The sequence below is a fragment of the Paenibacillus haidiansis genome (assembly GCF_036553665.1).
Taxonomy (GTDB): domain Bacteria; phylum Bacillota; class Bacilli; order Paenibacillales; family Paenibacillaceae; genus Fontibacillus; species Fontibacillus haidiansis.
Map to the genome: position 1 here is coordinate 1 of NZ_JAZHPZ010000010.1, position 13,258 is coordinate 13,258.

Sequence of the window (13,258 nt, forward strand, 5' to 3'; positions counted from 1 at the left end):
AAATCATCTATGCGGCCTTGGTCCTGAATTCCATCGGACTGAGGCCGTTTAGTTTTCTCTGTAATCGTTCGTAATTGTAGAAGTGGATATAGTCCTCAATGTCTTTCTTTAACTGTTCAAAAGTTCGGTAGGTATGCAAATAATATTTCTCGCATTTTAGCGTCCCCCAGAAAGACTCCATCGGTCCATTGTCGATGCAACGACCAACTCGAGACATGCTCTGTTTCATGTCGGCGTTATCCAACATCTCTTTAAAGCTTATCGACGTATATTGGTAACCTCTGTCGCTATGAAGCATGGGCGTACTGCCTGACGCAGCTTCCTGCGCCAGCTCCAGAGTTCTTGCATAGAAGCTGTATGCTGAGCGACTCTGCCTGTTGCACGGCTTGTATTTCGAGATAGACATTCTCCTGTCGATGCTGGCTTAGCGTCGCCTCCTTTGGAACTCCTGTAACTTTTTTAAGAAGGCATTCTCCGCTCGCAGCCGCTCAACTTCGTACTCCAACTTCTTCATGGCTAGCTTTTGTTGGTCGACCTCAGTAAGCTTCCTCAGTAAGCTTCTCTGGCGCCTTCGTGCGTCCTCTGCCGTCGCGAAGAGCCTCTGGGCCAGGTTTTGTTATTTCACCTGTCTACCGTATGGGGAGCATATCAAAAGGGCGGTCTGTTTTTCACAAAGAGCCATTTAGCTTAGTCGGCTATAGGATGAAAGCCTTACGGTCCCGAAGCAAAGGCTTAATTTGACTCTAATAGCCTGCCGCCGGAGCCGTCTGAAGACAAAGAATCCGGCTCCGTTTTCGCCAAAACGCCTTTCTTAAGAAACCAGCAGAGAAAAAATGCCGCGATGATGAAACCAAGCGAAATCGTGAAAATAAACTGAAAGGCGCCGGCGAATACCGTTTGCACTTTGACGAGCACATCCGCATTCAATCCTTGGGGAATTCCGCCGGTAGCGATTTGGCCGGCCGAACCGGCAGGAAGCTGATCAGCCAGCGCGGAAACCCCGTCCTTGATATGACCGGCGAGCAGGCTGCCGAATACGCTGAGTCCGATCGTAGTTCCAAGTGATTGGAACAGCTGCACCGTTCCGAGGGCAATACCGCTGTGCTCCTTGTCGACGGATTCCTGTACGATCAGATTGTCTCCGCCGAACAGCGCTCCGAACCCCAAACCAATGATGATAAATGTCACGATAAAGAAAGGCACGGATGTTGTGATCCCGATTTGCGTCAGCAGGTATAAACCGATAATCGAAAGGGCGAAGCAAGCAATGAATAAATAACGGTAAGGTATTTTGGTAATCAGGAATCCGTTCAGGATACTGGAGGGAATCGCACCCGCCATGAAAGCCATCATAAGGTAACCCGCCGCCGTTGGCGTCAGTCCCATCACATTTTGGGCGAAGAACGGGAATGCCGAAGTTCCTCCCATGACGCCAAGCGTCGAAATGAATAAGAGTAGCGACATCACGACGATATTGCGCTTCCGGAACAAATGCAGGGGAATGATCGGCTCCTTGACCTTGGATTCGATACGGGTAAACAGCAGAATCAGCAGACCGGCCAAAATGAGCAGGCCGATAATGAGCGGTGACGACCACAATAAGCCCTGATTGTCGATCAAAACCGGGACCAGCAGCAGGGACAGAAGAGCAAGCACGAGCGTGACCGCCCCCGCCCAGTCGATTTTTTTGTTTTCGGTACTCCGGGATTCGCGCATGCCGACGGATAGCACCAAAGCCGCCAACAAACCGACGGGAATGTTGATTAAGAATACCCAGTGCCAACTGACATGTTCTACAAAATATCCGCCGACCATCGGCCCCAGCAACTGGGGCAAAATCATCATCGGCCCGATCAGGCTCTGAATTTTGGCCCGTTGTTCCAGCGGGTAGGCATCGCCGATGATGACGAGCGCAATCGGCATCAATCCGCCGGCACCGATGCCTTGAATGCCGCGGCCCAGCAGCAGTACGGCCATCGAAGGGGCGATTCCGCTGATAATCGATCCCAGGATGAACAGCCCCATACAGCTGAGATAGATGCGTTTACGTCCGTATAAATCCGCCAATTTGCCAAGAATAGGCATAAACATCGTCGCCGCGAGCATGTAAACGCCGGCGACCCAGCCGTAAAGCGACAACCCGTGCAGCTCGCGGATAATGGTCGGCATCGCCGTCGATACGACGGTTTCGTCCAGTTCGGCAAAGACCAGGCCGATCAATAGGCCGATCAGGACGAGGCTCTTGTTGTCTTTTATTTGAGTCATTTCAAAAGTTCTCCCCATTCTTCGATATTTTTTCCTCTAAACCAGCTAGCTTACGGATGCTCATTTTTCCATCATTTGATTCTTAGAAACAATATTGATTCCAGGAATCAATATATAATTTTGTTTCCGTCCTGTCAATAATGTTTCCCGGAATCTTTATATTGCCGAAAATGTTTGTTATACTAAACACAGCAAATTTCAAAGGAGATTTTCCTATGAATGGTTATCATGTCAATGCGCCGGCACAAGAACCGGAAGCCAATAAGGTCAGCCTAATTCATCAAATTACGGATGCGATCGAAAAAGTGCAGAAGCGTTTTCAAGCGGAAGGAGAAGACGAAGAGAGCTCTTGGATGATCCGGCAAACGGATAACCCTGCCGCCATTTCCTTTCTCAGGCGCGCAACTGTTATGATGCTGCATATCATTGACGCCATCGAAGAGCTGGAACCGGTAAACGGGATTCGTATATCGCAAAAGTTGGGAATTCCCAGGGGAAGCGTGTCCAAAATTACGAGGAAGCTGGTGCAGGAGAATGTCATTCAGATGGAGTATTTGCCTGACAACAAAAAAATGATATTGTTTCGGACGACCCCGTTCGGCCGGGAAATTTCCAGGATCCATCAGTCGTTGCATCGGCAAATAGGGATAAATGTGCACAACTTTTTAAATAAATATGATGCGGAACAATTGTCTTTCCTGGTTCACGTACTGCAAGACACTTTGGAAACTTCCTGGGTTGAGGACAACGCAAGCGGTGTGTCAGAGCCGAAAGGGATTTCCGCCGCATCCGGCCAGAAGTCCGGGGCGGTGCTGTCGGACGACCCGCTGCCCGACATTATGGATATGCTGAAGAGGTTGGATGCGGAGAGCCTGCTTAAGGTTAAGAAACTGATGAAGGTGTTATTTTTCGATGCGGATGTGAGACCATGAATCTCCGTTGTCGTCTATAACGATCGATCCCAATGAAAAGCGCCCGGCATTGAACCCGCCGGACGCTTGTATGCTTATGCCAGTCTATTCACCGATTGAAGTATAGCTATCGGTCAAACTGACATTGGAGAACTTGGCATAGTTGAGTTGCTCAATTTCATTCGCAACGTCGTTGCTGTCAACGGCAAAGCCGACATATACCGAGCCTTGCATCGCTACGGTTCTCTCGCCGATCGGCGTCCACTCTTTGCCGTCGGTCGAACCGTAAGCGTAGAAGGTATCGCCCTGGCGGCCGAGTTTGAGCCAGTAACCTTGCTCGACCCCGTCGATCTTGAACGGGATATCCGGGAGAAGTTGAATGCCGGCCTCTTTGGCCGCTGAAGCGCTGTCGAGCGTTTCGGTCAATTGATCGAAATCTCCACCCTGCGCGTCTCTGCCCGTCAAATAAGACGACCAGCAGTAAGCGTTGGACAGCTTCACCCAGGATAATCCGAGGGCCGCGGCGGCGCTATTCTCCGTCAAGTCATCACGGATCATCAGGCCTGTAAAGGCATGGTTGTCAACGGCTCCTATCTCCTCAAGTTTCGCGGTAATCTCCATATCTCCGGTCATTTCCTTATAAACGAAATGGAAATCGTCCTTGGCGGCATCATACTCTTGCGACCGTTCCGTGCTGCCTTCGCTCGTTCCAAGCTTTCCATTGCCCTTTATGGTTATAACGCCGTCCGTTTGACTTCCGGAACCTTCCAGGTCCGGATTGCCGATATCGGCGGATGTCCAGCCGCCGCCGGCCAGTGTCCCGCTATCGGTATTGATGTGAATTTGGGCCGCGGTCGTTTGGGTCGCATTTCCTTCCGCGTCGGTCACTCTTGCGGAAATGTAATGGGAAGCATCCTCAAGCCCTTCAATGGTATATACATACTTTCCTTTATCCAATACGGCGTCTCCGAGGTACCGGGATCCGTTGTATACGGCCACCTTCTTGATTTTGTGTCCGAATTTGGGGGAAGCCTTGATCTCCACCCGCACCGGTTCCCCTAAAGCAAATTGCGCGTTATTCGCCGGAGCCGTCAGCTTGGCTTCAGGGTTTTCGGCCGTATGCCCCATATCGGCAAGGCCGTTGATGTAAAGCTCAAGCCAGGTATACCCCTTATCCGTAACGGTTTTATAGGCGTCCGTGATGCCCCAGATTTTATGTTTCTTTTCCCATTGATCGTCAATCCCGTTTTGATTGGTATCGAAGTCTGCGGCACGCTGCTGCTCCACGACGCCAAAGTCCGAGATATATCCCCCAACCTCATGTTCGGTGTTGATATATCTCCCCAAGCCCTGCTCCACTTCCGCGACAATCCTGGCATCTATCGCATCGCGCCGCGGATAGGTCGCGCCCGCCTGCCCCAGCACGTCGTTCAGCAATTTTTCGTTCGCGGCTTTCACGCCATGCTGCACGTAATCGTCAAACGCTCGATTCGCAACACCGTGATTCGCTCCCGTACTGTCCGCGGACAGATACGGTTTTGTCGCATAGGTCGTTATATTGTCGCCGCTTGAGTCGCCGGAGCTTTTTACGTACGGCGACGATCCGTCCAGCAAACCTGTAAGCTTGCTGTTGATCCGATTGCCGGAGATGTAGAAACCGCCGAGCTTTTTGGATTCGCCCGCGTCAATGACCCTGGCTTCAACATTGTCCCTTGTACCCGGCCCTGCGATTTCGATATTGTTCATGAAGTTGGTAAACGTAAAGCCCCCGCCGTATGTGCCGTTAAAGCCCCAGTTATAAAGCACGTTGTTGGAGAACTGAACGACCGCCACGTGGTCCGCATCCGCGGCTCCGCCATATCCGCCGCCGAGCCGCGGATTCCGCGAAGTATGGTTCACGTACAGATTATGATGGAACGTGGTTTTGTCTCCGCCCGCAATGCCGCCGTAGCCGTGTCTGCCCTTGGAATGCCCGGAAAGCGTCAGGCTTTCCGAAATAATGGACCACTGCACCGTGCCGTTTTCGCCCCGGTACGTCGACAGTGTCTCGTCCGTATTCCAACTGAAGGAACAATGGTCAATGATAAATTGATTGTTGTCTCTTCCCCACAGCGCATCCATAGAATCGCTGCCGTTAAATACATTGGTCGCGCCCGGCCGGAAAGAGATATATCTGATGATGATATTTTCCGAATTGCTGATATTGGTGTCCCAGCCTGCGATGGTAATGCCGTTTCCCGGTGCGGTTTGCCCGGCGATGGTTAGATTTTTAATATTGTTCAGTCGCAGGGTGCTTTCCAGCAGAATCGTCCCGGAAACATGAAAAACGATCGTACGCCCCTCTTCGGGCGTGGATAAGATCCCATACCGCAGGGACCCCGGAATCGGTTGTTCATTTTCACCGTAATCCTCCAAGGTCGTTACGATGTAGACATCGCCGCCCCGGCCCCCGCTGGTGTAAGCGCCCCCGCCTTCCGCACCCGGAAATGCGACGACAGCCTCGCCCGAAGGCTTTTGTCCGGCCTGGGCCGAAGCCGTATCAAACGGCTGCACCCCCGAGATTGTAAGCGCTACCGAAATACTCAAAAAAACCGCCATGACCCTCCTGAACCCTTTAACCTTCCATCTCATCTCTTTTCCGTATAACCTGGACGCATCCTTTGCCGCGCAATGCTTCGGTCCCGTTATACTTCCTCCCTTCGCCGAAATGTTATGAAGGTAAGCTCAATTCATTCAGCTTACTGCTAATACTTTAAATCTTTTAGGCCATGGTTACCTGCCATATTTGACATTTTTTTATGCCAAATATTGCCCAATGTCCTTGTGTTAAATTGCAAATCCATTTATGTTCTTTGTATCCGAATTAAATTTCCTCACTGCCGGGAGACATTCACGCTGAATCGGGAGGTTTAGGCCATGAAAATCAAATACCAGCATCGCGATCAGCAATTTCATGCATTTATCTCCACCAATAACACCTATCCGCCGCATCTGCATAAAAACGTTGAACTCGCCATGGTCTTGTCCGGCCAAATCAACATCAGCATCAACCGGACGGAATATGTTCTGTCCGAGGGGGATATGGCCGTCATTTTTCCCAATCAACCACACAGCTATAAAACTATAGAAAACAGCCAGATCCTGCTGATCTTCTTCGATGCCGCATTTCCGGGGGATTATACGGGGGATTTGTTAAGCTATGTTCCGGAAAATCCGGTTGTCCCCAAGAATCCGTTAGTTTCGGCCACCCTGTCTACATTGTTCAAACAATACACCGAGCGCTGCGACCAACGTCTGCTCAAGGCCTACACCTCTGTCTTGCTGGGACACGCTATTCCGCTGATGTCTCTAAAGAAAATAGATTACATGAAAGACGCGGATATCGTCCAAAAAATTCTCGCCTACATAGACATTCATTTTTTGGAGCCCCTAACCTTGGATACGCTTTCAAGAGAGCTCGGCATCGGCAAATTTCAGATTTCGCGAATCTTTTCCGAGCAGTTCCGCATTTCTTTTCGCGATTACATTAACGGCCAGCGGGCGGCCTATGCCCACATGCTGCTGCAATCCACCACGCATCCGGTCACCGAGATCGCGTTCGACTCCGGATTCAACAGCTTGCGTTCTTTCTATCGCGTCTTCAAAAAGGAATACGGAATAACCCCCAATGAATTCCGCCGGAACATTCCGGAAGCGATGCAGGCCGGCGGATTAGGGAAATGAAGATTCTATCGAATAATTCGTTCTCCTATTAAAGATTAAAAAACTTCGCCGCTGTCTCCGTCGTCGCCTTAGCAACCTCTTGGGCGGGTATTCCGATACAGCTCGCAACAGTTTGCAGGATATGCGGCAGGAAGGCGGGCTCGTTCCGCCCTTCCGCCGGCTTCGGCTTCATATCCCGCGGGGTCAAGAACGGCGCGTCCGTCTCGAGCATTAACCGGTCAAGCGGTATGATTCGCACCAGATCCCTGAGATGCCGGCCTCTCCGCTCGTCGCAGATCCATCCGGTAATCCCGATATGGAGGCCCATTTCGAGGTATGTTTTCAATTCCGCATATGTACCGGTAAAACAATGGACCACCGCTTGTTTGACTTCATGCTCCTTCAGGATCGAGGCAAAATCCGCAAAGGCGTCCCGCTCATGCAGAAACAGCGGCATGTCCAACCGGGTCGCCAGGCGGATTTGCTCGGCAAACCATTTGCGCTGCACGTCCCGCGGCGAGAAATCGCGATTATAGTCGAGGCCGCATTCCCCGATGGCGGCCACCTGCGGCAGCGCCGCCAATGCTTCAAGTTCTTTGATCGTATCCTCATTGCATGACTTCGCGTCATGGGGATGAACCCCCGCAGTAGAATACAGTTTTCCCGGGTAACGGCCGGCATAGCGAGCGGCTTCTTTACTATCCCGCAAATTCGTTCCCGTAATGATCAGCGGAGTTACGTGGTTCGCAACCGCTCTTTTCACAACCTGCTCGCGATCCTTATGAAACGAACGATGCATCAAATTGACGCCGATATCGATAATGGGGTGGGTCATGATCGGTAGCTCCTTTAAGCTTTTATAAATAACACAATATGGATTTTTCGATCCAATACGCGAATGCCGTATCGGGACAGAGCTTTTCGAACTTTTTCATTTTCAAATACAGATCGATTCCGTCCGATACGTCATGCCATAAATCCGTAAACACAAAGTCGAATTTCCCTTGCGGCATCCCTGTTTGCGCATATTCAAAGGCGTCGGCTTTGACAAGCTTAACCTTATGAGCGTACTTGAATTGCGGCAAAATATATTTTTTAAACAGATCGATGACATCCTGATTCGAATCGACAACCGTAATGCTCGCTACATCATCCTTCTCGGAAACCATATAAGCGTAGTAGCCGAGTCCAAGCCCGTATGTAAGCACGTTCCCGGACGCTCGATCGACCGCTTCCTTCATCGTCTCGATTTCATTGGGCGTAATCGTCATCCAGATGCGGCCGTTCTCCAGAACCGCAGGATACCTGAATTCCGTGTCGAAAAATCCGATTTGCGGAATTTGTCTTCCCTCCGGCGTCCGGAGAATATCATCGCAAACAAAACCTTCAAAAGGTTTGTATTTTTCATACTTCAATTCACTATTGCCGATGTTCACCGTCGGAATTTTGATGTTCTTATAATACGGATTGTTATAATATTCACCAACCTCCAGCCGATGTACCATTTTGCTGAAATAGTTGTTGAACAACTCCTTATCTTCCGTATGATCAACAATATCCAGCCCGAAGGCGGCGGTTAATATCGCCGTGAAGGCATATTCGTAAGTCACCCCGTAATCGGCGATATCCTTGATTTCCTCTGCATTGATAAAATCGGAAGCATTATTCAAATAATGGCTCAGCAATGCAAATACTTTGGCATTTTCTCTATTAACTTTATCCGACGACACTTGGTTACTGCGATCCATATTCTCACCTGTTATTGAATTTTCCATTTCAGTTTTATTTTAGCTCACTTTACATAGGTTTGTCGTGATGAGTCATAATATTCGCCTTTTGTTCTGGACGTATCTATTTTGAGGGATTATAATAACAAACAAACCTTCAAAAAACGAACATTAAGGCGGTAATTATGATTAAATATATGCAATTGTTTCATGGCACTGCTTTCACCAGCATCTCTCCTAAAAAAATCAAAATTTTAAAGGATCATCTTTTTTGCGTTAATGCGGACGGAATCATCGAAAGAATCGTCGCCCCGGAAGATTCCGATTATCAGTCTTTATTGGATGCTTATCAGGGAAAAGACAACTTTCACCGTTTGGCCGAAGGCCAATACTTCCTGCCGGGTTTTATCGATTTGCATGTTCACGCGCCGCAATGGGCCCAGTCCGGAACCGCGCTGGATATTCCGCTTTATGATTGGTTGAACACCTATACCTTCCCGCTGGAATCCAAATTCTCGGATCTCCGTTTTGCCGGGGAAGTCTACGAGGACGTGGTCGGCACCTTGCTTGCCAACGGTACGACGACCGCGCTTTATTTTGCCACGGTTCATAAAGAAGCAAGCTTATTGCTGGCCGAAATATGCGCGAAGAAAGGTCAGCGCGGGCTGGTCGGAAAAGTCGTCATGGACGATCCGCAGCAGAACCCGGAGAATTACCGCGACAAGGACACCGTGACGGCGCTCGCGGATACGGAAGAATTTATTCTGGCCGTCAAAGAGCTGGCCAAATCCGCGAAGCAGGGCGTATATCCTGTCGTGACGCCGAGATTCATTCCAAGCTGTACGGACGACGCCTTGAAAGGCCTGGGAGAACTGGCCGCCAAATACGATACGTATATTCAGTCGCACTGCAGCGAAAGCGATTGGGCGCACGGGTACGTTCGGGACAGATTCCAAAAGAACGACGCCTTCGCCCTGCATGATTTCGGTCTGCTGCGCGATAAATCCGTCATGGCCCATTGCAATTTCCTGAGCGACGAGGACGCGGCCTTGTTTGCCGATACCGGAACGGCAATCGCGCATTGCCCGATATCCAACGCGTACTTTGCCAACAGCGTCATCCCCGTCGCCCATTTCCATGACAAAGGAGTCGAGATCGGGCTTGGTTCCGATATTTCCGGGGGCTTTTCGCCAAGTCTGTTCGATAACATAAGACAGGCCGTCATCTCTTCCAGAATGCTGGAAGATGGCGTCAACCCCTCCCTTCCCTCCGGGGACCGCGGCGTTCCGAATTCGCGCCTTACGATTCATGAAGCGTTCTATCTTGCTACAGCCGGCGGCGGTGAAAGCTTAAGCTTGCCGATCGGGCGTATTCAAGAGAGTTATGCATGGGATGTACAGATCATCGATACGAAACAGCCGTCCGCCAAATTGCCGATATTTGATGAGAATGAGGCTTTAGATGATATTTTCCAAAAAATCATGTATCTCGCCAGACCCGAACATATCCGTGAAGTCTGGGTACAAGGCGAAAAAGTCCATTCCCGTTAGAAATAAAAATCCAAAAAAATATGAGGTGTGCATCCAAAGTGAAAACACAAGCAGGCGAGCAAGAATTAGCGGAAATGAAGTCCCAACATCAACTAACAGTCTCACCCGATGAGAAAGTTTCGTTCGTCAAATCGGTCATCCTGGGCTTGCAGCATGTTATAGCCATGGACGTCTATGTCGTGCCTTTCCTGATTGCAATGCTGATCGGTCTATCATCCGATCAATCTAGCGCTTTGATTCAAGCTACTTTTATTGCAGCCGGACTTGGAACGATCGTACAAACCTACTTCTGCATGAAAATTCCTATGGCGCAAGGGCCTTCCTATGTTCCGCTCGGGGCGATCGTCAGTATTTTTGCCGCCAGCGGCGGCGGGCAATTGGGATGGAATTCCGTGCTCGGTTCCAGCTTAATCGGCGCCGTCCTGGTCATTATTTTGGGTCTTACCGGCGTCTTCAATAAAATTGTCAAGTCATTTATCCCGCCCATTGTAGGCGGTACGATCATCTTCATTGTCGGCCTTTCCTTATTGCCGACCGCGATAGCGGACAATATTTACGGCGCCACGGATGCTACCATCAATCAAAACGTGCTGCTGGCTCTCATTTCGGGGGCGGTGCTTCTGATTTTTGTCATCTTGAGTTCATTGATCGGGGCCAAGGGTTCTATCTTTCGGATTACTTCCGTGATCGTCGCGTTAATTGTCGGCTGTATCTCCGCCGATGTGATGGGCGTCTTGGATTTTTCGGCTGTTCAAAATGCCAAATGGTTCAGCATGCCGCAGCTCCCTTTTGCCGATTTTGGCTTTTCTTTCAACTTCTCCGCGATCATCACCATGATCATTATTTATCTCGTACTGCTGGCCGAGACAACAGGTACTTGGTTTGCCGTCAGCAATGTCATCGAGAAGACGTTATCGGACAAAAACATTAACCGGGGCGTGATCGGGGAAGGGATCAGCTGTCTGATCGCTTCTCTGCTCGGGTCGACTCCGGTTACGGGCTACTCCACCAACGCCGGAATCATCTCCATTACGGGGATTGCCAGCCGCCGCGTGTTTCTTGCGGTAGGCGGATGGTTCGTGATTTTCGGCTGCTCGGGCAAATTGGCCGCACTTATTTCTTCGATACCTACCGCCGTGATCGGCGGCGTATTCGCCATCGTCTGCGGGATTATCGCAATCAACGGGATTCAGGTAATGAAGAACGAGAAGATCGGCGAAAAAGAAATGTACATTATCGCGATCCCGATGATTATCACCTTGGCGTTAGTGCTCATTCCCGATGAATTCTTATATTCGCTGCCTACCTTCGTGCAATACCTGTTCGGCTCGCCTCTGCTGGCCGCATCGCTCGCGGCGATCATATTGAATAAATTGCTGCCGAGCAGAAAATAAGTTTTCTATTCTAATTGGAAAAGCATAGTATGTTGGTGGAAGCTATAAGAAGAAGACGCACGGATATATCCTATCCATGCGTCTTCTTCTTATTCTTAACGTTCATTGTTCATAATCAAAATAAAACCCTGTAAACTCTCCGTATGGCCGACCCTTGCCTTGTTTAGCGGAAACAGCGGCTAATCCAACTTTTGCTCCCACCCAAGCACCTTTGTCGATCACAAAAGGATCGCCTATATCGCTGAATACGCTGCCGTCCATGCTGAACCGGAGCACACAACGGCCGGGCTCGGTTACCTCGACTTGCAGGTACACTTCGGGCACTTTGACTTCGACCCTTGCCAGGACTATATCTCTTCGCCCATCGGGTTCTGACTCATATAAAGTCAGTGCGTATAAATCGGATTCGCTCGCTAACATCAAAGCTGCGGCCTTCTGTCCAAAAACGACGACTCCCGCCCGGTCGCCCGGGGAGAAATCCCATGCCCGAAGCTTTGTTGTAACCTTAAAAGCCGGGGCCGGAAACTTCTGCATCAAGAGCTGAGGGGCATCGTAAAGACCCGTCTCTTCTTCCGGAAGCGGCCATGCAAATAACCGAAGCGCCCCGTTTTCGGGCTGGCATTCGTACCACTCGTCCCGCGGATTGGCCTGCCACTGCCATTGCAACCCTAGCCTTTCCCCCCGAAAATCATCGGAGGTTTGCGGAATCGCTATTCCGGTCTCCCCGACTATATTCGGCTTGCCAAAGCTCCTCGCAGGCTCTCCGATCTTCTGATCCGGGGGTACGTTCCCCATCACAGGCCAACCTTCCACCCATTGCATCGGCTGCAAATGAACAATCCGCCCATACGCCCCTTTATCCTGAAAATGGATAAACCATGATTCCCCGTCAGACAATTCAACATACCCGCCCTGATGGGGACCGTTAATCTCGGTCGTGCCCTGGCTCAATACGATTTTGTCCTCGTAAGGACCGAATATCGAGTCGGACCGGAACACACATTGCCATCCTTCCGTTACACCGCCCGCAGGGGCAAAAATATAGTAATAACCATTCCGCTTATACAGCTTGGGACCTTCCAGCGTGGGATGTTTTACGGTCCCGTCCACAATAATGGTCCCCTCATCTAGGAGCCGGCGCCCGTCCCGGGACATCCGGCATAGCTGCAGCAAATGCTTCCGGCCGGAACGGCTAAACGCAAACGCATGGACCAAATAAGCCTCGCCGTCGTCGTCCCAGAACGGACAGGGGTCAATCCACCCCTTGGCTGCATGAACCATATGCGGAACAGACCATATTCCCAGCGGATCCTCGGCATAGCTCATGAATATGCCTTCATCCGGGGTGCTGAAGAATACCCAATACTTTCCTTCGTGATAGCGCAGGCTTGGCGCCCACACTCCTTTGCCATGCTGAACCCGGTCATATCCCGGCAAATCCAACCGTTGAATGACCTGGTTCACAATCGTCCAGTTTACCAAATCTCTGGAATGCAGGATCGGCAGCCCGGGCATATGATTGAAGCTGGAGGAGACCATATAGAAGTCCTCTCCCACACGAATTACATCCGGGTCGGAATAATCGGCGTGAATGACCGGGTTGCGATAAGTGCCGTCCCCCTGATCCGGAATCCACCCGACCGCTGTCTGGTCCGGCGCTCGCTTATTCATTTGTTCACCCTCCAAGATTCGGATTTCCCGTTCGTTTA

10 protein-coding genes are annotated in these 13,258 nt (G+C 50.5%); 4 read left to right on the forward strand and 6 right to left on the reverse strand.

What is annotated here, in order from left to right; translation table 11 throughout:
• Positions 1-7: 7 nt before the first annotated feature.
• Both V3851_RS17980 and V3851_RS17985 read right to left on the reverse strand, forming a co-directional pair.
• Entirely contained in the window at positions 8-406 is a 399-nt protein-coding gene (locus V3851_RS17980; protein WP_331845828.1) for an IS3 family transposase, read from the reverse strand.
• A 326-nt stretch (positions 407-732) separates the two neighbouring features.
• Complete coding sequence (locus V3851_RS17985) at positions 733-2,265, reverse strand: MDR family MFS transporter (protein ID WP_331847943.1); 1,533 nt, start codon at positions 2,263-2,265, stop codon at positions 733-735.
• 215 nt (positions 2,266-2,480) lie between these two features.
• On the opposite strand from V3851_RS17985, the gene V3851_RS17990 reads away from it, so the two are divergent.
• A complete protein-coding gene (locus V3851_RS17990; RefSeq protein ID WP_331847944.1) occupies positions 2,481-3,197 on the forward strand; it encodes a winged helix DNA-binding protein in 717 nt (238 codons plus the stop codon).
• Positions 3,198-3,281: 84 nt separating this feature from the next.
• Here V3851_RS17990 and V3851_RS17995 read toward each other — a convergent pair whose 3' ends face one another.
• Complete coding sequence (locus tag V3851_RS17995; RefSeq protein WP_331847945.1) at positions 3,282-5,774, reverse strand: pectate lyase family protein; 2,493 nt, start codon at positions 5,772-5,774, stop codon at positions 3,282-3,284.
• Between the two features lie 318 nt (positions 5,775-6,092).
• Between V3851_RS17995 and V3851_RS18000 the strand changes: the two genes are divergently transcribed.
• Positions 6,093-6,899 carry an AraC family transcriptional regulator gene (locus tag V3851_RS18000; RefSeq protein WP_331847946.1) on the forward strand — a complete coding sequence of 269 codons (807 nt, stop codon included), beginning with the start codon at positions 6,093-6,095 and terminating at the stop codon, positions 6,897-6,899.
• A 28-nt stretch (positions 6,900-6,927) separates the two neighbouring features.
• Here V3851_RS18000 and V3851_RS18005 read toward each other — a convergent pair whose 3' ends face one another.
• The gene (locus tag V3851_RS18005) at positions 6,928-7,713 is read right to left on the reverse strand and encodes a TatD family hydrolase (protein WP_331847947.1); all 786 of its coding nucleotides are present in this window, start codon (positions 7,711-7,713) and stop codon (positions 6,928-6,930) included.
• Between the two features lie 22 nt (positions 7,714-7,735).
• Complete coding sequence (locus V3851_RS18010; protein WP_331847948.1) at positions 7,736-8,626, reverse strand: spermine/spermidine synthase domain-containing protein; 891 nt, start codon at positions 8,624-8,626, stop codon at positions 7,736-7,738.
• 164 nt (positions 8,627-8,790) lie between these two features.
• Here V3851_RS18010 and guaD point away from each other — a divergent pair, with 164 nt between their 5' ends.
• Both guaD and V3851_RS18020 read left to right on the forward strand, forming a co-directional pair.
• Positions 8,791-10,155 carry a guanine deaminase gene (guaD, locus tag V3851_RS18015; protein ID WP_331847949.1) on the forward strand — a complete coding sequence of 455 codons (1,365 nt, stop codon included), beginning with the start codon at positions 8,791-8,793 and terminating at the stop codon, positions 10,153-10,155.
• Positions 10,156-10,193: 38 nt separating this feature from the next.
• Entirely contained in the window at positions 10,194-11,549 is a 1,356-nt protein-coding gene (locus V3851_RS18020; protein ID WP_331847950.1) for a uracil-xanthine permease family protein, read from the forward strand.
• A 102-nt stretch (positions 11,550-11,651) separates the two neighbouring features.
• On the opposite strand, the gene V3851_RS18025 is transcribed toward V3851_RS18020, so the two are convergent.
• Positions 11,652-13,220, reverse strand: coding sequence for a glycoside hydrolase family 43 protein (locus V3851_RS18025; protein WP_331847951.1), 1,569 nt, complete (start codon positions 13,218-13,220; stop codon positions 11,652-11,654).
• Between the last annotated feature and the right edge of the window lie 38 nt (positions 13,221-13,258).

Excerpts from the sequence above, each read along its gene's own strand:
- V3851_RS18005 (WP_331847947.1), bottom strand. The coding sequence starts at position 7,713 with ATGACCCACCCCATTATCGATATCGGCGTCAATTTGATGCATCGTTCG.
- V3851_RS18025 (WP_331847951.1), bottom strand. The coding sequence starts at position 13,220 with ATGAATAAGCGAGCGCCGGACCAGACAGCGGTCGGGTGGATTCCGGAT.
- V3851_RS17990 (WP_331847944.1), top strand. The coding sequence starts at position 2,481 with ATGAATGGTTATCATGTCAATGCGCCGGCACAAGAACCGGAAGCCAAT.
- V3851_RS17980 (WP_331845828.1), bottom strand. The coding sequence starts at position 406 with ATGTCTATCTCGAAATACAAGCCGTGCAACAGGCAGAGTCGCTCAGCA.
- V3851_RS18010 (WP_331847948.1), bottom strand. The coding sequence starts at position 8,626 with ATGGATCGCAGTAACCAAGTGTCGTCGGATAAAGTTAATAGAGAAAAT.
- V3851_RS17995 (WP_331847945.1), bottom strand. The coding sequence starts at position 5,774 with ATGGCGGTTTTTTTGAGTATTTCGGTAGCGCTTACAATCTCGGGGGTG.
- guaD (WP_331847949.1), top strand. The coding sequence starts at position 8,791 with ATGATTAAATATATGCAATTGTTTCATGGCACTGCTTTCACCAGCATC.
- V3851_RS18000 (WP_331847946.1), top strand. The coding sequence starts at position 6,093 with ATGAAAATCAAATACCAGCATCGCGATCAGCAATTTCATGCATTTATC.
- V3851_RS17985 (WP_331847943.1), bottom strand. The coding sequence starts at position 2,265 with ATGACTCAAATAAAAGACAACAAGAGCCTCGTCCTGATCGGCCTATTG.